Source organism: Bacillota bacterium (genome assembly GCA_040757085.1).
In the GTDB taxonomy this organism is placed as follows: domain Bacteria; phylum Bacillota; class Sulfobacillia; order JACIYH01; family JACIYH01; genus JACIYH01.
The window spans coordinates 153,796-171,330 of sequence record JBFLXJ010000011.1 but is presented as its reverse complement, the minus strand read 5'-3'; the positions used below and the strand labels follow the sequence as shown (position 1 = coordinate 171,330).

Below are 17,535 nucleotides of genomic sequence, written 5' to 3'. Positions count from 1 at the left end.
TACCGCCGACCGAACACGGACCGGGATAGCCAACTGCCCAGGATTATGATCGTTACGAGCAACCATGTCTGGAACATACGCTGTTCCACGCTGCCTACACGGCGGAAAACGAACACGTATACGAAGGCCGTTACAGCTAGCCCTAATACAAGCGGAAACAGGTCGTTCTTCAGCACACAGACACCTCCTTGGGCCGTGCACGGGCTGTCCCTGGGGCATCTATTTCCTCAGTCTGGTGATGACCTTCGCCACTGCAGGACCCACCAGCTTCGTGACGTACAGTCCCACGGTACCATACGCGGCTCCCTTTGCGGCCTCGGCGACCAATCGTTTGGGGTTGCGTTCCCCGCGGTACAACGCCATTCCCACGTTGATCGCCGCACCGGCAACCGCCGAACCACCCACGGTCGAAATGAGAGCACCGGTCACGGCACCGTACACCGTACTCACCAAGGCTTGCCCCACCGACCGCTTTTGCCCCCTGCTGTCCCAAAGGTACGTCCCCAGTCCGATGGCAGCGCCGACCGCAGCACCTACCGCTGCCTGAACCCACCGTCCGTCCGGATCGACGAATCGTATAGGGTTGTTTGCCCCATACACACGGGCGTTGAGCGTTTGAGACGCGAACGGAGTTCCCAGCACCGCGTCCCCGCTGAGGAAGTGCCCCGTGCCTGGATTGTAGTACCTTGTCTGGAGGAAGTACAGCCCCGTGGTCGCGTCCCACCGGTAGCCGGCGTAGCGGTAGGGGTTGACCTGCGCCAGCGGGCCGGCGGCCTCCAGGATGTTGCCCCAGGCGTCGTAGCGGTAGGAGGCAACCACGTTACCCTGAGCATCGGCCAGGGCCAGGACGTCGCCGCGGTCGTTGGTGCGGTAGTAGTAGGTCTGGCCCTGGTAGCGCATGGTGAGCGGGATACCGGCCTGGTCGTAGGTGAAGGCTACCGTGACGTTGCCCGCCCCGTCCGTCTCGTAAGCCACGTGCCTGCCATCATAGTGGTAGTACACGGTGCCCTGGACGGTGGTCTGGGAAATGCGCCGCCCGTCACCGTCGTACGAGAAGGCCGCCACCAGGCTGCCCGTGACCTTGTCCCGCACTTCGATCAGGCGGTTCTTCGCATCCCAGACGTAAATGCGCGAGCCGTCGTCAACCAGGTTGCCCCGGGCATCGTACTCGCAGGGGACGCCGTCCACAGAGACGAGTTCTCCGGCCTGGTTGTACCCGTAAACGAGGCTCGACTGCAGGGTGCCGTCGGCGGCGTAGACCAGCTTCGCAGTGCAGTTTCCTGCCGGGTCATACTGGTAGACGGTCTTCCTGCCCGTCACCGGATCGGTCTCGGCCGTCAGCCGGTTCAGGCGGTCGTAGGTGTACACCGCCGCGGTGCCGTCATGGTAAGTGACCCGGACCTTGTTCCCCTCGCCGTCATAGGCGTAGTCCTCGGAGTAGAGCACGGTGCCCGCAGCGTCGCGGTACTCCACCCTGGTCACCTTGTTCGCGGCATCGTACGATAGCACCCTGGTGACGCCGCCCGGGTAGGCGACCTGCGCCAGGCGGTCGTTGGCACCGTACGAAAGGGCAATTTGGCCCGCACCGTCCGAGACCGTGGTGAGGCGGCCCTTGGCGTCGTAGCCGTAGCTCACCGTGAAGCTCAGGCCGCCGGCTGTGAAGGCCACCCCGGTCACGTTGCCGGCGGCATCGTAGCTGTACTCGGCCCGGTTGCCCCAGGGCTCGGTGACGGAGGCGAGGCGATTCTGCTCGTTGTAAGCGTAGCTGTAAGGCCCGGGCAGGCCGGCCACGGCCATGGACACGCGGTTGCCGTTTGCATCGTAGGCGAACCCGTAGCGGGTGACGCCGCCATGCTTTTCCTCGAGAACTTGATTGGTGCCGGAGTACGCGTAGCTCACCGTGGCCCCGTCGGCAGCTCGGACCTCGGCCAGGTTGCCGTTGGCGTCATAGCTCTGCAGGACGGACTGGCCCTTCGCGTCGGTCACCCGGACGAGGCGGCCCAGCGCATCGTAGGCGTACTCGAACCTGAGGTAAACGGTGCCGTCCCGGGAAAGCTGGGCCGAAACCAGGTTGTTGGAGGAGTCGTACCCGTAGGTGGCCACCCCACCCTCGGGGTCCTCAACCCGGACGAGGTTCCCCCGCTCGTCATAGTAGTAATACGTGGTGTTGCCGTTGCCGTCGGTCACGGACTTGGTGTTGCCCTTCTGGTCGTAGGTCATGCTCACCTGGGAGCCGGCCGAGTCGGTCACGGTCAGGGGGTTGTGGTTGGCATCGTACGTGACCTGGACCGCGGAGGACTCGGCGTCCACCGCGCGCACCAGATTGTAATCCGCATCGTACTCGAACTTGGTCACCTTGCCGTGGGGGTCAGTTTCCGTAAGCCGGTTGCCCATGTCGTCGTAAGTGTAAGTGGTGGTGCCCCCTTTGGGGTCGGTCACCCGAGCCAGGTTCAGGTCGGCATCCCAGCCGTAGGTGGTGACAAGCCCGCCCGGCTCCGTCACCTCCACGCAGTTGGCCAGCTCACCGAACCGGTAGGCGTACACCTCCCCCCGAGGAGTGGTCACCTGGCTCGCGCGGTTGGCAGGGTCGTACGAGAGACGCCAGACGTTGCCCTCCTGGTCGGTCACCGCCACCACCCGGCCCTCGGCATCGTAAGCAAACGAGGTGGTCCTGCCGCGGGCATCGGTGACGGACAGCACAAGGTGCCGGGGGGCGTCATAGCTCATCTGCACGACTTCACCGGCCGGGTTGGTCACCGAAACCAGGTTGCCGTAAGCATCGCGGGAGTACGTGAACGACTTGCCCGCCGGGTCGGTGGCGGTTAGGATGCCACCATCCGCCGAAAGCGAGAAGGTGGTCACCTGGCCCGAGGCATCGGTGATGGAGACCAGGGCGCCCTCCTGGTACGTGAACACGGTGGCGTTCCCGTTGCGGTCAGCCCGGCGGATGAGGTTGCCGCTCGCGTCGTAGGTCTCCACCTCGTGGGTCTTGACGTCCTCGAGGAGGAAGAGGACCTGGCCGGAAGGGTCGGTGGTGCGGGTGAGCCTGAGGTGTATCCCGGGCGGGTGGGCATAGGTGCCGTCCCCATTGGGCGTGAACACCGCCTCGGTGCCGTCGTCGTCGGTGTAGGTGACCATGCCGTCAGCGTTCTCCAGCAGGAAGCCGAAGTAGTTGTGCACCCAGCCGTAACCCAAAAGGCCGTTCATGTTCCCCTGCGAGTTGTAGGTACGGGTAAGGAAGGTGGGAGAACCCTGCCCGGTGAAGTAAAGGTCCTGGTACTTGAGCACCAGGTTGCCGTTGAACAGGTTCACCGAAACGCTGCCCGCATCATCGAGATCCAGGGTGAAATAGCGCCAGTAGGGCTCCCAGCCAAGCTGCCCGGGCCACAGCGCCAGGCTGGGGTCGATCACCACGGGGTAGCGGCGGGCGGGGTCGGAAAGCCATGCCGCGTCGGGTACGATCTCGAGGAACGACGCCCCGCCCTCCCGGCCGAGTTGGAGGGAGACCGCGGCGGACACCGCCCCGGCCGCGTCCACCATGAAGGGCCGCGGCACGTACCAGCGGGGAAGGCCGTGCTCGTCACAAAAGAGGACCTGGCCCCCCTCCAGGCGGGGCTCCAGGCCCGCGGTCTCCAGCGCAAAGCGGAAGGAGACGTCCTTCTCCTTGAGCGCACGCTTGAGGACGATGCTCTCCTTCACCCCGTCCGTGGCCACCTGGAACTCCAGGCGCACCCCGGGCAGCACCTCGTCGTACCACACCTTGCTGCCCCGGTGCTTGCCGGGCACCGCACGGGCATCCCGGAGGGCCAGGCCCAAAGAGCGTCCGCGGTCGTCAATGCGTAACGCCGCGGCGGAACGGCCCCCGTGGGCACGGGCGGGACGGGCATCGGCCGTGAAGTGGACCTTCCACCTTCCGCCCTTGGATGCCAGGGCAAACCCCACTTCGGACGCATCGACGACCAGGTTGTCCGCGACCGTGGAGAGACCCCGGCGCAACGCCGGCCTGCCCAGCAGTTCCTGCTGCAGGAACAGGACGGAGCGGGCGTGCTCACCTGCCACACCGTGCGTGCCATCGGCACCGGAACCGGCTCCGCTCGCAGCGCCAGCACCGCTGCCGGCCAGCACGGCGGGAGGGAGGGCAAAAAGCCAAAGCAGGCTTACCACCAGTACGCAGGAGGTGATCTTCGCCAGGCGGCGCGAAAACATCTCCATGCACCCCTTTCTCGGTGCACCAAGCGCAATACGCACGCCATCAGGGCACCCGCAACTCTCTATGAGCGGCCGCCGGTGGCAGCGTAGCCCCCCTTTCCATATCTGGAATATGTACCCACCGTAAGGATAATGACCTGAGCAGACCTTGTCATCCGCCAGGAAATCCGCGCCTGACCCCGGGCAGTTTGCTCACAGCGCCAAGGCTCACCTGCCGCCCTGCGCGGGGGAAGAGCGGGTTGCTAACGCGCAGGGCCTTTTCTGCGGCCTTCGCAGCCTCGCCCTCGGTGTCCGGCAGCACGTGGCTGGCGAGCAGTGTGAAGATGGCACCCGCTGGTGATCCCCCGTCAGGGGAGGGCGTACACCGGCCGGCCGTCGATGAGAACGCAACGCGGCTCTGGGCCTCCAGGGGATGCCCGGTAAACAGGCTGAGGTCCGCCCGGGCTTCAGGGTCCCCAGCCGGTCCGCCGTTCCCATAATGTGGGCAGCGTTGATGGTGATCATGCGCTTGCAAGTGCGCCCCCGCTCCCCGGATGCCCTTTCCATGTGCTCCCGCCACGCACCCCCACTGCACCCTTGGATTTCCCCGTCCGATCCCGCCATCACCCCGGGGACAGCGGCCGACCGGGGCCGAACCCACCCGGCGGTGCTCGGAAGCCCCGTGTCCCGCACCGGGAAGCTCCCCTCGCGGCGGCTACTCCGGCCCGGACAGTGGTCCTATCCCACTTTCTCCCGCACGCGGTACTCCAGGTCTGTCAGGCGCCTGGTTACCAGGTCGTTCCACACCCTGAGGAGGGCACGCACATCCCGCAGTTCCGCCCTGACTTCCTCGTACTGGCGGTCGATCGCGCCGTACAAGACCGAGTGACCTTCTGCTACCAGGCGAACCTGGTACTGGGTCGATTCTAGCAGGACACCCAGGTCGCTCGTCTGCGAGCGAAGGGCCGTCACCTGCGATTCCACCCCGGTCACCCGCTCGCCAACCGCGGCGACCGCCGACTCCACCCCGGTCACCCGCTCTCCAACCGCGGCGACCGCCGACTCCACCCTGGTCACCCGCTCTCCAACCGCGGCGACCGCCGACTCCACCCCGACTACCCGCTCGCCAACCGTAGTTACCTGCGGCTCCACCCGCGCCAGCCGCCCATCGAGAGACCCAATCAGCTCCTCAAGGGCGCCCATCCGCTGTTCCAGTCGCGCGAAGCGATCCTCCAAAAACGCCCGCAGCTCATCATCCATGGCTCTCTACCTCCCACATTTTGGGAGCCGCCGGCACACTACCATTTCAGTTCGGGCCCCCGACGCAATCTCCTGCCGGCCGGATGGGACCGCCTGAACCGCGCTTTCCTCTCATACGGTTTCGAGCAGCCGGACTAGCAGAGCGGTGCGCCGCGGTAGGTCATCCAGAACCACATATTCGTCAAGGGAGTGCCCCCCATCGCCCACCGCTCCCAGCCCGTCCAGAGTGGGAACCCCCAGGTAAGCGGTGAAGTTGCCGTCACTGGCACCACCCGTCCCCTCGGCGGGCAGGTCAAAGCCGAGACTGCCAGCGAGGTCACGGGCCAGGCGATAGAGTTGCTCCGACGCGGCGGTGGGCTCCATGGGAGGACGGTTCATCTCACCGGTGACGTGCAGGACTGTTCCTTCGGCATGGGGGCGCAGGGCGAACATGGCCGCCACGATGCGATCCATCTCCGCGGCGGTGGCAGCCCGGAAGTCCACCTCGGCCTCGGCCTCGGCGGCCACCACGTTGGGACGGCTGCCGCCCCGGATCACCCCCACGTTGACCGTGGTGCCCGCCACCGGGTTGGCCAGGGCACAAATGTCCAGCACCTGCCGGCAGAGTTCGTGCACCGCGCTTATGCCCCGCTCCGGGTCCGCCCCCGCATGAGCTGCCCGGCCCTCCACCCGGACTCGGAATCCGGCCACCCCTTTGCGCCACACCTTGACACCGCCGTTCCGGCCGGCCGGCTCGAGAACGAGCACCGCCCGGCTCCGCCTCGCCTCGTCCTCTATGAGAGGACGGGACGAGCGGCTACCGATCTCTTCGTCCGAGGTATAGAGGAACACCACCCTCTTATGGGACCACAGGTCGCGGCCGCCCTCCGTGCCCGGCCACCGCCCCAGTTCCCGCAAGGCCCGAAGGGCCCAGAGGGTCTGCACAATGCCTCCCTTCATGTCGTAGGCCCCCGGCCCAAACAATCTGCCGTCGTCGATCCTGACCGGGCGCCGGGCGACCTCGCCCACGGGCCACACGGTATCCATGTGGCACAGCACCAATATCTGGCGCTCCCCCTCGCCCAGCACGGCCCGCACCTGGTCTCCCCGCTCCTGCCCCCGGACGACCTGGGGCTGGAGGCCCAGGCCTGCCAGCTTCTCCGCCAGCCTGGCGGCGAAGCGGTCCACGGCCCCCTTATCGGTGCTGGGCGACTCAAGTTCCACCAGCTCTCGCAGTTCCTCGGTGATGGCATCCTGTTGCCCGATCAGGAAGTGCAACAGCCGCGATTCCAACTGCATCGCCTCCGCATCCGTGCTGACTTCGTCACCTGAGCGCGGACAAATTGCCCCGGTGGGCCACCCGCCGCCCGGGCAGCCTCCACGTAGTCAAGGTTGACCACGGAGAGGTCAGGGCTCCGGGCCGTAACCTTGTAGACCCCACGCCCAGCGGCACCGCAGGGCTCGATGTCGTACCGCCACAGGGGTCCCAACACATTATCGGATAGGGAGGTGAACACGATGGATTTCCCGTCCCCCACGCACCCCCACATGTAGAAAGAGCCCGGCTGGGTCCCCTCCTTCAGGGTAAGGAGGGCGCAGCACCCCGCCGGGCGGCGACGGCTCCCGGGGAGCCCGGCCCCACCCACAGGACTCCCAGGACCATGACCGCCGACACCAGGATCACCAGCACCCTGCGCCTCCTCACGTTCCCTACCTCCCTGGAATGGATGGGAATCCGTGGCGATTCCACCCACCCATGGTACACAATTGGGCGTGTCGGTTGCTGCCGCTTCCCGCCGGTCCGAAGCCGAGGAGGAATCTGGAGGAAGATGTCGAATAACAAGGGACAAAGCAGACAGGCCAGGGGGGTGGTTGCCACAAGGTGCCGGAGCTGGCGCTGGGGGAACTCAAGCAGGAAATAGCCCGCATCTACAACCAGGTGAATCAGGAGGCGTTCGAGATCGGGGTCAGGCGGCTGCGGGTGGACATCGTCGGCACCAAGATCGTGGTACTGGCGGATCACAAGCGCATCCGAGGCCTTGACTACCTGGATCGGGTGAACCGCGCGGCCTCCCGCATGGCCGATGTGGCCTTGCTGGACGCCTTCAAGGAACGGATGCGGCAGGAGCTTGAGCGTCAGCTTCCCTGGCTCAAAGTCGTAAGCATCCTGAAGGATTACGACCCGGAGGCCGAGATCGCAGGAACCATCATCGTGGTGGGCGAGCCCCTCACGGGCGACTGAGTCGCCCGGCATAAGACAAGAGGGGAGTGTCCGCCGCCTGTCGGCCGGAGAGTTGGTCTGGCCAGCGGGCAGAATGGCACTGCGTGGTGCGAGCCGCCGGATCGCAAAGGGCCGGCAGGTGTAGGGAGCTTCGGGCCGAAGAGCCTGTAAACCGCCGGTCCGGGGGATGTGTTTTCCCCGGGCCGGCGGTTTCCGCTTAGAGTAGGGCCAGCCCTCCAATCAGGCACGGCCCGCCGAGGAGGGCAGGGGTCGGCGAGGGCTATAGACGGGGGAGGCGGCAGGGATCGGTTGGGCTGCCACCCCGGTGAAAAGAGCCCGGTCGAAAAGGAGGCAGGAAAGAGCATGGATTTCCCGCGGGTGAAAGACGTGCTGATGGCCTTGGACGCCATCACGGGGGGGCGGGTGGTCACCCAGCTCGACCAGCTCGCCCGCGCCAGCAACCGGTTTGTGGTCATCAAGTCCTCGGGAATCCCCGGCAAGGCGGTGATGGAGACGCCCGGGCTGGTATTCGGCGATCCGGAACAGCCGGTGCGGAAGCTGGCGGTCACCATGACCCTCACCGAGTCGCAAATCGAGCTGGCGGGCGCCATGGACATCGACGCCGTGGTGGCCCATCACCCGGTGGCGGATGCAGCCAACTCGGGAGGGGTGCCCCTAAAGTTCTACCTGTCGCTGTATGGGATAGCGGTGTTCGAGGTGCATGAGGCGTTCCACGGGCTCCATCCAGGCATCCCCTTCCTGCACGGCCACCGCCCCCTGCGGGTGGATATCGCGTACGGGGGCGTCCCCGGCAACATCATGTACGTGGGCGAACCCCTGGATGGCATCCGCACTGCGGGCGACATCCTGCACCGCCTGGAGGATTTCATGGGGTTCGCCCGCGAGCGAGACGCCCTGGACAGTGACCGCGACCTGCGCGAGTGTCCCGATGCCATGGAAACGGTGGTGGCCACCGGACCGCAACTCCTCAACGGCAGCCCCTCTTCGCCGGTGCGGCAGATACTGCACATCTTCCCCCACACCGGCTTCAGTGACAACCACCTGAGTCAGGCCCTCACCGAACATCCCGAAGTGAACACCATCGTGGCCAGCATCAGCAGGGTGCGGTCTTCCAGCCCCCTGGTGGAGAAGGCCAGGGAGTTGGGACTGACCTTCCTGGTGGGCAACTCCCATGCGGTGGAGATCCTGGAAAACGGCATGCCGCTGGCCTATGCCCTCCGTGCTCTCCTTCCCGCCGTGGAGGTCTGGCTGTTCCGGGAACGGGTGCTGGCCCTGCCTCTCGAGCGGGCAGGACATGCCGCCGTCAGGCAATACGCGCAAGACATGGCCGGACGCTTCCTCCTGCCCAAGCAGGTGGCCGCCCGGCCTTCGGGGAGGTGATGGTACTCGCAGGTAGACAAGCCGTACCACGGGAAGGACTCATCGGGAACACAGGATTGCCAGAGAGGAGGCAACGAAAATGGCGACCCTGGAGAAGGAAGCTGCAGCCGGGCGCACCATGACCCGCATTGAGGTGATCGGGCTGGTTATGGTCCTCCTGGCCCTGCTGGGATTGCTAGTGGGACCCGGAACCATCGCGGGGACCTTCGATGCCATGGTGAAAAAAGTATTCGACATCGTGGTCAAGATCTACATCACCGGCGCCCTGGGCGTCACCATCATGTTGAGCGTGATCGTAGGCCGTGTTCTGGAGAGACTGGGATTCACGGACGCTCTCATCCGCATCTTCGCGCCCATCGCCAGGTGGATGAGGATAAACCCCACGGTGATTATCCCCGCCGTGTACAACATCCTGGGTGACATCAACGCCGCGGGCCGCATCACCGGCCCCACTCTCAAGCAGGCCGGCGCCACGAAGGCAGAGCAGAAGATTGCCGTAGCCACCATGGTCCAATCCCAGCAGTCCTTCTCTACCTTCATGCTGGGCATGCTGGCCCTGACCCGGGCCGGGATCGCCGTGTTCCCCGTGATCCTGATCGCCCTGTTCCTCCCCCTGGTGGTGGTGCCGTTCCTGCTGAGCCGCACCATCTACCGGGATACCAGACGGGTGGAGCTTAAGGAGTTGCCGCGCTTCACCCCCACCAGGGGCGCGCTCGACACCGTGTTCGGTGCCGGTCGCGAAGGGGCGGAACTTGTCTTCCTGCTCATCATCCCCGCCGCGGTGGTGATATTCGGGATCATCGGCGCCCTGGACTACCTGGGAATCTGGAAGCCCATTGAGAGCGGCCTTACCGCCGCCCTCACCGCCCTCAGCATCGAGCCCAAGACCGGCATTCTGTCCGTGCTGGCCTCCCCCACCCTGGCCATGAACACGCTAAAGGACATCTCGGCCCAGGTGGCTCCCGCCCTGGTGATCGGGTCCTTCGTGCTGGCGGCGTCCGGCTTCCCCCTGCAGGTGATCTTTGGCCAGATCCCGGCGGTATGGGCACGGGTATCCGACCTGTCCGAAGGCGAGGCCATGGAGGCCGCCGTACTGGGCACTGTCATCCGCATCCTCACCGCCGCCCTGCTGGCGGTGGCCCTCACCCCGCTCGTGTCCTGACGGGCAAGGAAGGCAGCGATTTAGAGCCGGGCCAGCAGCGCTTGCACCTGGCCGGAGACGTCCAGGACGAACAGGCCGCGGCCCAGCCAATCCAGGCTCACGTCCGGCCGGCGCAGGGGAATATCCAGAATCACCTGGCCCGCCTCATCCACCCAGTGGGCGGTGAGGCCCGCCAGCAGCTGGCCCGGATCGAGGAATAAGTTGCTGTGGAGCTTCACCCTCGTGCGCCGTACGTACTCGGGACGCGGCGCCGGAACTGCCGGCGCCGCTTCCACTGTGCCCAGGCCCAGCGGCAGGGAGGTCTCCCGGTAGGTGCGATGCCGTCCGCTCGCCGCCACCCGCCTGCCCCCGAGCACCGTACCGTTTAGTTCATAGACATCGCTGCCGCTCCATGCCAAGGGCACCTGATGATCGAAGGCCACGTCCATGATCAGGAATACACCGGGAATTATGATGACGGCGCTCTCCGCCACCAGCTCAAGCCCCGCCCGCCTCGTCTCCATACCCGCACCCCCCGAGGTCTCCCTACCAAATCCATATGCCGGCCGTCGGGGCGCCACACGCAGGCTGCCCTGCGACCGGCACTCCGGCGGCGGGGAGGGCGTATGTTGACATAGGGGCCAGCGACACTCCTGGACCGCCACTTCCTGGGAGGTCCCGCCCGCTCTTGCGTATCAGCGCTTTTCAGACCCAGGCCCAGGCAATTGGCTTCCCGTTACTTACCGAAGTCGACGCGGGGAGCGGTCTCGGCCCCCTCCTGGGCCTGGAAATAGGGCCGTTCGCCAAAGCCCAACATCCCGGCCAGGAGCACCGTGGGGAAACTGCGGATCATGCGATTGTACTGCTTGACCGCCTCGTTGTAGCGCATGCGGGCCACGTTGATCCGGTTTTCCGTCCCCGCCAGTTCGTCCATCAGGCGATTGAACTGCTCGTTTGCCCTCAATTCGGGATAACGCTCCACGATCACCAGCAACCGGGCCAGCGCGCTCTCAAGCTGGTTGGCCGCCTCGACCCGCGCCGACGTGGTGGCAGCACCCGCCAGCTTCGCCCTGGCCTCTGCCACGGCAGTGAACACCTCCTGCTCGTGAGCCACGTACCCCCTGACCGTTTCCACCAGGTTGGGGATAAGGTCGTAGCGCCGTTGCAATTGGCTCTCGATTTGCGCCCACTGCTCGTTCACCTGCTCGGATGCACTCACCAGTCGGTTGTAGGTGGCGGCCAGGGTTCCCCCGCCCAGGAGGATAACCAGCAGCAGCAGAGCCACCACCACAAGGATCGCCCGCCTCAAACTGCTCACCCTTCCCCCCGTCCATTGACTATGCGGTGGCCGCCCGTTGACCGTTCGGCGGCTCCCCACCCTGCGAGGATGAGGGCCCACTCCGGGCGGCTTCCAGAACGGCTTCACCAACCGCGACCGGCTCCGCCACCGCCGCTGCGGCCCCCCCAAAACCGCCGAACCCGCCCCGGGATCGGCCGGTCCAACCGCTTCCCCCGAAGGGCCCCCAGAAGGTCCCGCCCCGCCGCGACGTCCCGCCCGTGTGGACGGGGATCAGCCGGGGCAGCACGCGCCGCTTCTCCCGGCTGTAACCGCACCGGGGACAGGTGTAGAGTACCAGGGCCATGCCTGCCGCGAGCAGGGTGGCCGGCACCAGCACCTTCTCCCTCACCAGCAGGCGGGCCCGGCACGAGGGACATCGAGGGAAGGTGGCTCGCGCCAGGAGGTACACCCCCGCCACGAAGACGGCGATGCCCAGCCCGAAGAAGAGCAGTGAGGCAGCCGCCGGGGTCGGGGCGGGTACGGGCTGGCCCGGCGCCGGCGTTCCCTTGCCGGCGTAAGCGGCCTCTATCTCTCCGGCCAGAGCCCGAGCACAGGCCCACATCCCGTCCCCGTACCTGCCCTCCTTGAAGGCGGGCACCAGGTGACGGTCTAAGATGGCACCCACCTTGCCGTCCGTCAGGACACCCTCCAGGCCGTAGCCGACCTCGACCCAAACACGCCGGTCATCTATTGCCGCGAGGATTAAAAGACCATTGTCCTCGCCCTTCTTTCCGATCCCCCAGGTCTGAAACAGCTTCACCGCGTACATCTGGATGCTCTCTTCACCGGTCGTGCGCACGGTGACAATGGCCATCTCCGCCCCCGTCCTGGCCTCAAGCGAGCGGCAAAGCTCTTCCAGCCTCTGGCTGTCCGCGCCGGACAGGACCCCGGCGAAATCATTGACGTAGCCAGCCGGAGCCGGGAATTCTGCGGCTGCTCCCGCCTGGCTGGCAGCAGCCACCATCACGGCGATAGCCCAGGTGGCCATCACCAAAGCACGCTTCCTCCGCACCCTACCGTCCGCTCTGTCCGCTCCCATCACTACCTCGCCCATCGCTGACGCCGCCGTGCTAGGTCTGCCTGCCCTCACCGGGCCCACGCGCATATTCGTCCGCACCCGCTCCAGGGCAGGCCGGGGGCTCAAGATATTTGGCGGCCCAGTCCAGTGTGCGATTGACCAGGAAATCGGCCAGCCGATTGTCCTCCCGCCGCACGTGGCTTATCTGGAAACGCGGAAAGGCCCGGGCCAATTCGAGGGCACGCCGATGGAGGGACGTGAGCCGGGGGCTCTTGACCCTATACTCTCCCGTCATTTGCCGGACCAGGAGTTCGCTGTCGGTGAAAACCATCAACTCGGGCACCCTGGCCCGCCGTGCCTCCTCCAGGGCCCACAACAGAGCAAGATATTCCGCCACGTTGTTGGTGGTTACCCCGAGGTACACGCAAAACTGTATTTGCTTTCCGGATTCGTCCCGGATCACCCCGGCGGCCGCCGCCGGCCCCGGATTTCCCCGGGCCCCTCCATCGATGTAGACGATCCAGTTTCCGCCCGCGTTGCCCGCCCCGGCCAGTTCCCCTGCCCCTCTCCCGCACAATGTTTGGCTCGGCCTTTCTCTCCGAGACAGTATAGCACACGGTCACCTTCCCAGGCGACCGCCCGTCGGCTCTGCCGGCCAACGACCCGGACGGTCAGGGGAGGCGACGTCCGGTGATGTACGCCTCCGTGCGCGGGTCGCGGGGTGAGGTGAAGAGGAGTTCGGTAGGCGCCCACTCTACCAGCTCCCCGTTCAGAATGAAGGCGGTGAGGTCGGAGGCACGGGCTGCCTGCTGCATGTTATGGGTGACGATGATGATGGTATACCGTTCCTTCAATTCCTGCATTAACTGCTCGATGCGCAGGGTGGAGATGGGATCCAGGGCAGAGCAGGGCTCGTCCAGCAGGATGACCTCGGGTTCCACGGCCAGCACCCGGGCCAGGCAGAGTTGTTGCTGCTGGCCCAGGGATAAGTCCAGAGCAGGGCGGTGCAGACGGTCCCGCAGTTCGTCCCAAAGGCCCACCGCCCGCAGGCACTTTTCCACGATGTCAGCCAGCACCCGGCGATCGCGGACGCCGTGGACCCGGGGCCCGTAAGCTACGTTATCGAAAACCGAAAGCGGGAAGGGATTGGGGCGCTGGAAAACCATCCCCACCCGCCGACGCAGCTCCTCAAGGAGGATGCCTCCGCCGTAGATGTCCTCGCCGTCGAGCAGGACTTTTCCCCGGATCTGAACACCCGGGATGAGGTCGTTCATGCGGTTTATGGTGCGTAGCAGCGTGGACTTGCCGCACCCGGAGGGACCGATGATTGCGGTGATGGCCTTCTCGGGGAACATCAGGGTAACGTCTCGGAGGGCGGGTCTTCCCCGGTAGGAGAGGTTCAGTTCGGACACCACCACTTTGCCTTTCGCCAACCGCGTTTCACCTCATCCATGGGCCGCTGTCGTCGCCGCTCGGGAACCCGGCCGGCCAGGATTTATCCGAAGCGGCCGGAGATGTAGTCCTCCGTCCGCCGGTCACGGGGCCTGGTGAAAAGCTGCCCCGCCGGGGCGCACTCCACAAGTTCACCGAGGTAAAAGAACGCCACCTGCCCGCCCAGGCGTGCCGCCTGCTGCGGATTGTGGGTGACGAAGACTATGGTGTACCGGCCGCGCAACTCTTCCACGAGTTCCTCCACCCGCAGGGTGGAGATGGGATCCAGACCCGAGCAGGGTTCATCCATGAGGATGACCTCCGGCTCCACCGCCAGGACACGGGCAATGGACAGGCGCTGTTGCTGTCCCCCGGACAGGCTGAATGCCGAGTCTCCCAAGCGGTCCTTTACCTCGTCCCACAGGGCCGCCCCGCGCAAGCTCCGCTCCACCACCTCGGCCAGCTTCCTGCCCCGCACCCCGTGCAGCCGGGGTCCATACGCCACGTTGTCGAAGATGGACATGGGCAGGGGGACAGGCAGGGCGAACACCATACCCACCCGCCTGCGCAGCGCATCGGGATCGGCGCCGGGGCGGTACACGTCCTGGCCGTCGATGAGCACTTCGCCCTCCCGCCTGGTGCCGGGCACCAGGTCGTTCAACCGGTTCAAGCAGCGCAGGAAAGTGGTCTTTCCACTGCCGGTGGGGCCCATGATGGTCAGTTGCTCCCCCCGCCCCACCTGCAGGGTGACGCCTTTCAAAGCCTGCACCGGTCCGTACCAGAACTCAAGGTTCCGTACCAGGATCTTGACCGGCTCCGCGGATTCCCCGCAGGCCCTCGTCTCCGTACCAGCCGCGTCCTTCACCGTCCCGCCCCCCGGAACCGGACCAGACGCCGGTGCATGAGATAGTAGGCCACGAAATTCACGGCGAGCACGGACATCACCAGCACCGCTGCGGTGCCGTATGCATTGCGCATGGATATCCCCTCCCGGGCCAGGAGGTAAAAGTGCACCGACATGGTACGCACAGGATCCAGCACCGAGTGGGGAACCCGCAGGGAGGCTCCAGCCGTGAATATTACGGCCGCCGTTTCTCCCACGCTGCGCCCAACCCCCAGCATGACGCCCGTGAGGATGCCGGGCAGGGCATTGGGGAGTACCACCCTGGTGATGGTCTGCCAGCGTGATCCCCCCAATGAATAGCTCACCTCCCGGTACTCCCGCGGTACGGCCAGCATCGCCTCCTCGGCAGTGCGGATGACGGTGGGCAGGATCATACCAGCCAGGGTCAGCGCCCCGGAGAGGATGGACCAGCCCATCCCCAGGTAGATCACGAAGAAGAGAAACCCGAAAACACCGAAGATGATGGAAGGTATCCCGGCCAGGGACTCGGTGCCGAAACGGATGAGCGCCACCAGCCGGCTCTGTTGGGCGTATTCAGCAAGGTATATGGCCGTGCCCACACCCAGGGGAGCCGCCACCAGCACCGCTCCGGCGGTGAGGAGCACTGTGCCCACGATGGTGGGGAATATGCCACCCGCCCTCCCCATCTTTTCCGGGGCCCCCCGCAGGAACTCGGGCGTGAGAACGGGCAGGCCCTGCCACAGCACGTATCCCACGATGAGCACCAGAATCCCGACGGCCAGCAAGGCGCTGCCAGCCAGCAGGCCCACCACGAAGCGGTCCTGCCGCCGCGAACGCAGGATGACATCCCGCTGCCAGGCAACCTTGCCCCTCCCATCGGGGTTTTCCAACCTGCCGCCGCCCGGCGCTGCACTTCCGTGTACACGGCCGTTCACCTGGACTTCCTCCTACCCGCTACAGCTCCTGCCACCAGATTCAGTGCCATGATGATCAGGAACAACACCACCCCCGTGGCAAAGAGGGCCTCCCGGTGCCTGCCGGCGGCGTACCCCAGTTCCAGGGCAATGTTCGAGGTCAGCGTACGCACCGGGTCCAGGGGGGAAATGGGCAACAGGGTGGCATTCCCCGCCACCATGATCACGGCCATGGTCTCGCCCACCGCCCTCCCCATCCCCAGGATCACACTGGCCAGGATACCGGAGCGGGCCGCCGGCAGGACGCTCATGCGGATGGTCTGCCAGCGGGTAGCCCCCAGGGCCAGGGAGCCCTCCCGGTAGCTGGGGGAGACCGCCCGCAGGGCATCGTAAGAGACGCTGGTCACCGTGGGCAGGATCATCACCGCCAGGACGGTGGCAGCCGCCAGCACGGAGAAGCCCGGCCCCCCCAGGAACTCCCTGACAAAGGGGACCAGCAGCACGAGTCCCAGGAATCCGTAAACCACGGAGGGAATCCCCGCCAGCAGTTCCAGCGCGGGCTTGACCACCCTACCCACGTTTTCCGAGGCTATCTCCGAGAGGTAAATGGCACAGGCGAGGGCAACAGGCACCCCGAGCACCAGTGCGCCGACCGTCACCCACAGGGACCCCACGATCATGGGCAGGATGCCAAAATGGCCGCGGGTGGGAGCCCACCTGGTTCCCAGGAGGAACTCCATCACCCCTTCCTCCACCATGATGGGCACCCCGCCCACGAAGATGAACAGGGCGATGAGAGCCAACAGGCTGAGGGAAGACAAGGCCAACACGAGCAGGACGCGATGGATGATCAATTCCCGACCTTTCAAGAACCCCCTCCCCCCTCAGTGCGGGCGGGGATAAGTCCCTCTTCCTGCAGGATAGCCTGCCCCGGGCCCAGGACAAAATCCAGGAATTGCCGCGCGGGCCCCTGCGGCTCTCCCCTCAGCACGAACAGAAACGGGCGCACCAGCCGGTATTTTCCTTCCAGTACCGCCTGCACCGAGGGACTCATCCCATCGATGGAAACGGGCTTGACCCTCTCGTCGACGAGGCCCATGCTGATGTAACCGATGGCTCCGGGGTCCTGAGCCACCGTCTCGCGCACGGCTCCGTTTGAGTCCTGAACCAGAGCGCGCAGGTCTACCTCCTGCCCCTCCATGATCATTTCTTCGAAGGAAGCCCTCGTCCCCGAGCCTTCCTCCCGGGATATGACGTGGATGGGACGCGGGGGCCCTCCCACCTGGCTCCAGTCCCTTATCCGCCCCGCAAATATCTCCCGCACCTGGATACGGCTCAGGCCAGTGACCGGGTTGGAGGGATGGACCACCACCACCAGGGCATCCTGGGCTATCAATACCGGCCGCAGGCGCGCTTCCTCCCCGGGCTCCAGATGGCGGGAAGACATCCCTATGTCGGCAGCACCGCTGAGAGCGGCCTCAATGCCGGCACTGGAGCCACCGCCCTGCACGTTGACCGATATGTCCGGGTGCCGGGACATGAACACCTCCGCGAGCAATTCGGCAAATGGCTGCACGGAGGTAGATCCCGCCAGGGTAAGGGAGTGGGCCCGGGCTTCCCGCCGGCACCCGGCCAGGACGGGCAAGCCGAGGAGCATGACGCCCACCATTACGAGGGCCCTGATGCGCGCCCTGCCATCGCCCAAGCCGTGCCCGGCGGACGTCCTGCGCCGGCCTCCCCGGGCGGGGATTCCTCCCCCGGATATGGCGGGGGTGCCC

At 65.9% G+C, this 17,535-nt stretch carries 16 protein-coding genes; 3 read left to right on the top strand and 13 right to left on the bottom strand.

From position 1 onward, the window contains the following. Positions 1-219: 219 nt before the first annotated feature. From AB1446_04525 to AB1446_04510, 4 genes are all read right to left on the bottom strand, one after another. Positions 220-4,206, bottom strand: a complete 3,987-nt coding sequence (locus AB1446_04525) for an RHS repeat-associated core domain-containing protein (protein MEW6546169.1) — start codon at positions 4,204-4,206, stop codon at positions 220-222. 720 nt (positions 4,207-4,926) lie between these two features. Continuing rightward, positions 4,927-5,448 (bottom strand): hypothetical protein, encoded by a 522-nt coding sequence (locus AB1446_04520; GenBank protein MEW6546168.1) that lies wholly within the window; start codon positions 5,446-5,448, stop codon positions 4,927-4,929. A gap of 111 nt (positions 5,449-5,559) precedes the next feature. Further along, positions 5,560-6,720, bottom strand: coding sequence for a M20 family metallopeptidase (locus AB1446_04515; protein ID MEW6546167.1), 1,161 nt, complete (start codon positions 6,718-6,720; stop codon positions 5,560-5,562). A 286-nt stretch (positions 6,721-7,006) separates the two neighbouring features. Continuing rightward, positions 7,007-7,132: a hypothetical protein gene (locus AB1446_04510; GenBank protein ID MEW6546166.1), complete on the bottom strand. Its 126-nt coding sequence runs from the start codon at positions 7,130-7,132 to the stop codon at positions 7,007-7,009. Positions 7,133-7,309: 177 nt separating this feature from the next. On the opposite strand from AB1446_04510, the gene AB1446_04505 reads away from it, so the two are divergent. The 3 genes from AB1446_04505 to AB1446_04495 all read left to right on the top strand — a co-directional run bounded on the left by AB1446_04505 (position 7,310) and on the right by AB1446_04495 (position 10,211). Beyond that, positions 7,310-7,669, top strand: a complete 360-nt coding sequence (locus tag AB1446_04505) for a Na-translocating system protein MpsC family protein (GenBank protein MEW6546165.1) — start codon at positions 7,310-7,312, stop codon at positions 7,667-7,669. Positions 7,670-8,011: 342 nt separating this feature from the next. Beyond that, positions 8,012-9,049, top strand: coding sequence for a Nif3-like dinuclear metal center hexameric protein (locus AB1446_04500; GenBank protein ID MEW6546164.1), 1,038 nt, complete (start codon positions 8,012-8,014; stop codon positions 9,047-9,049). A gap of 79 nt (positions 9,050-9,128) precedes the next feature. Then, on the top strand, positions 9,129-10,211 hold the full coding sequence (locus AB1446_04495) for a hypothetical protein (protein MEW6546163.1): 1,083 nt from the start codon (positions 9,129-9,131) through the stop codon (positions 10,209-10,211). A 20-nt stretch (positions 10,212-10,231) separates the two neighbouring features. On the opposite strand, the gene AB1446_04490 is transcribed toward AB1446_04495, so the two are convergent. The 9 genes from AB1446_04490 to AB1446_04450 all read right to left on the bottom strand — a co-directional run bounded on the left by AB1446_04490 (position 10,232) and on the right by AB1446_04450 (position 17,462). Next, positions 10,232-10,714 carry a hypothetical protein gene (locus AB1446_04490; protein MEW6546162.1) on the bottom strand — a complete coding sequence of 161 codons (483 nt, stop codon included), beginning with the start codon at positions 10,712-10,714 and terminating at the stop codon, positions 10,232-10,234. A gap of 212 nt (positions 10,715-10,926) precedes the next feature. After that, positions 10,927-11,499 carry a LemA family protein gene (locus AB1446_04485; GenBank protein MEW6546161.1) on the bottom strand — a complete coding sequence of 191 codons (573 nt, stop codon included), beginning with the start codon at positions 11,497-11,499 and terminating at the stop codon, positions 10,927-10,929. Between the two features lie 28 nt (positions 11,500-11,527). Next, the gene (locus tag AB1446_04480; GenBank protein ID MEW6546160.1) at positions 11,528-12,583 is read right to left on the bottom strand and encodes a TPM domain-containing protein; all 1,056 of its coding nucleotides are present in this window, start codon (positions 12,581-12,583) and stop codon (positions 11,528-11,530) included. 16 nt (positions 12,584-12,599) lie between these two features. Beyond that, positions 12,600-13,124 (bottom strand): ribonuclease HI family protein, encoded by a 525-nt coding sequence (locus AB1446_04475; protein MEW6546159.1) that lies wholly within the window; start codon positions 13,122-13,124, stop codon positions 12,600-12,602. A gap of 94 nt (positions 13,125-13,218) precedes the next feature. Further along, positions 13,219-13,980, bottom strand: a complete 762-nt coding sequence (gene pstB / locus AB1446_04470) for a phosphate ABC transporter ATP-binding protein PstB (protein ID MEW6546158.1) — start codon at positions 13,978-13,980, stop codon at positions 13,219-13,221. Between the two features lie 62 nt (positions 13,981-14,042). Beyond that, the gene (locus AB1446_04465) at positions 14,043-14,843 is read right to left on the bottom strand and encodes a phosphate ABC transporter ATP-binding protein (GenBank protein ID MEW6546157.1); all 801 of its coding nucleotides are present in this window, start codon (positions 14,841-14,843) and stop codon (positions 14,043-14,045) included. Continuing rightward, complete coding sequence (pstA, locus tag AB1446_04460; GenBank protein MEW6546156.1) at positions 14,840-15,778, bottom strand: phosphate ABC transporter permease PstA; 939 nt, start codon at positions 15,776-15,778, stop codon at positions 14,840-14,842. Before pstA ends, AB1446_04465 begins: the two co-directional genes overlap by 4 nt. Beyond that, positions 15,775-16,626, bottom strand: coding sequence for a phosphate ABC transporter permease subunit PstC (gene pstC / locus AB1446_04455; GenBank protein ID MEW6546155.1), 852 nt, complete (start codon positions 16,624-16,626; stop codon positions 15,775-15,777). Before pstC ends, pstA begins: the two co-directional genes overlap by 4 nt. Continuing rightward, complete coding sequence (locus AB1446_04450; GenBank protein ID MEW6546154.1) at positions 16,623-17,462, bottom strand: phosphate ABC transporter substrate-binding protein; 840 nt, start codon at positions 17,460-17,462, stop codon at positions 16,623-16,625. The genes pstC and AB1446_04450 overlap by 4 nt, the downstream gene beginning before the upstream one ends. Positions 17,463-17,535 lie beyond the last annotated feature (73 nt).

Coding starts and splice junctions, on each gene's coding strand:
- AB1446_04525 (MEW6546169.1), bottom strand. CDS start 4,206: ATGTTTTCGCGCCGCCTGGCGAAGATCACCTCCTGCGTACTGGTGGTA.
- AB1446_04520 (MEW6546168.1), bottom strand. CDS start 5,448: ATGGATGATGAGCTGCGGGCGTTTTTGGAGGATCGCTTCGCGCGACTG.
- AB1446_04500 (MEW6546164.1), top strand. CDS start 8,012: ATGGATTTCCCGCGGGTGAAAGACGTGCTGATGGCCTTGGACGCCATC.
- AB1446_04495 (MEW6546163.1), top strand. CDS start 9,129: ATGGCGACCCTGGAGAAGGAAGCTGCAGCCGGGCGCACCATGACCCGC.
- AB1446_04490 (MEW6546162.1), bottom strand. CDS start 10,714: ATGGAGACGAGGCGGGCGGGGCTTGAGCTGGTGGCGGAGAGCGCCGTC.
- AB1446_04480 (MEW6546160.1), bottom strand. CDS start 12,583: ATGGGCGAGGTAGTGATGGGAGCGGACAGAGCGGACGGTAGGGTGCGG.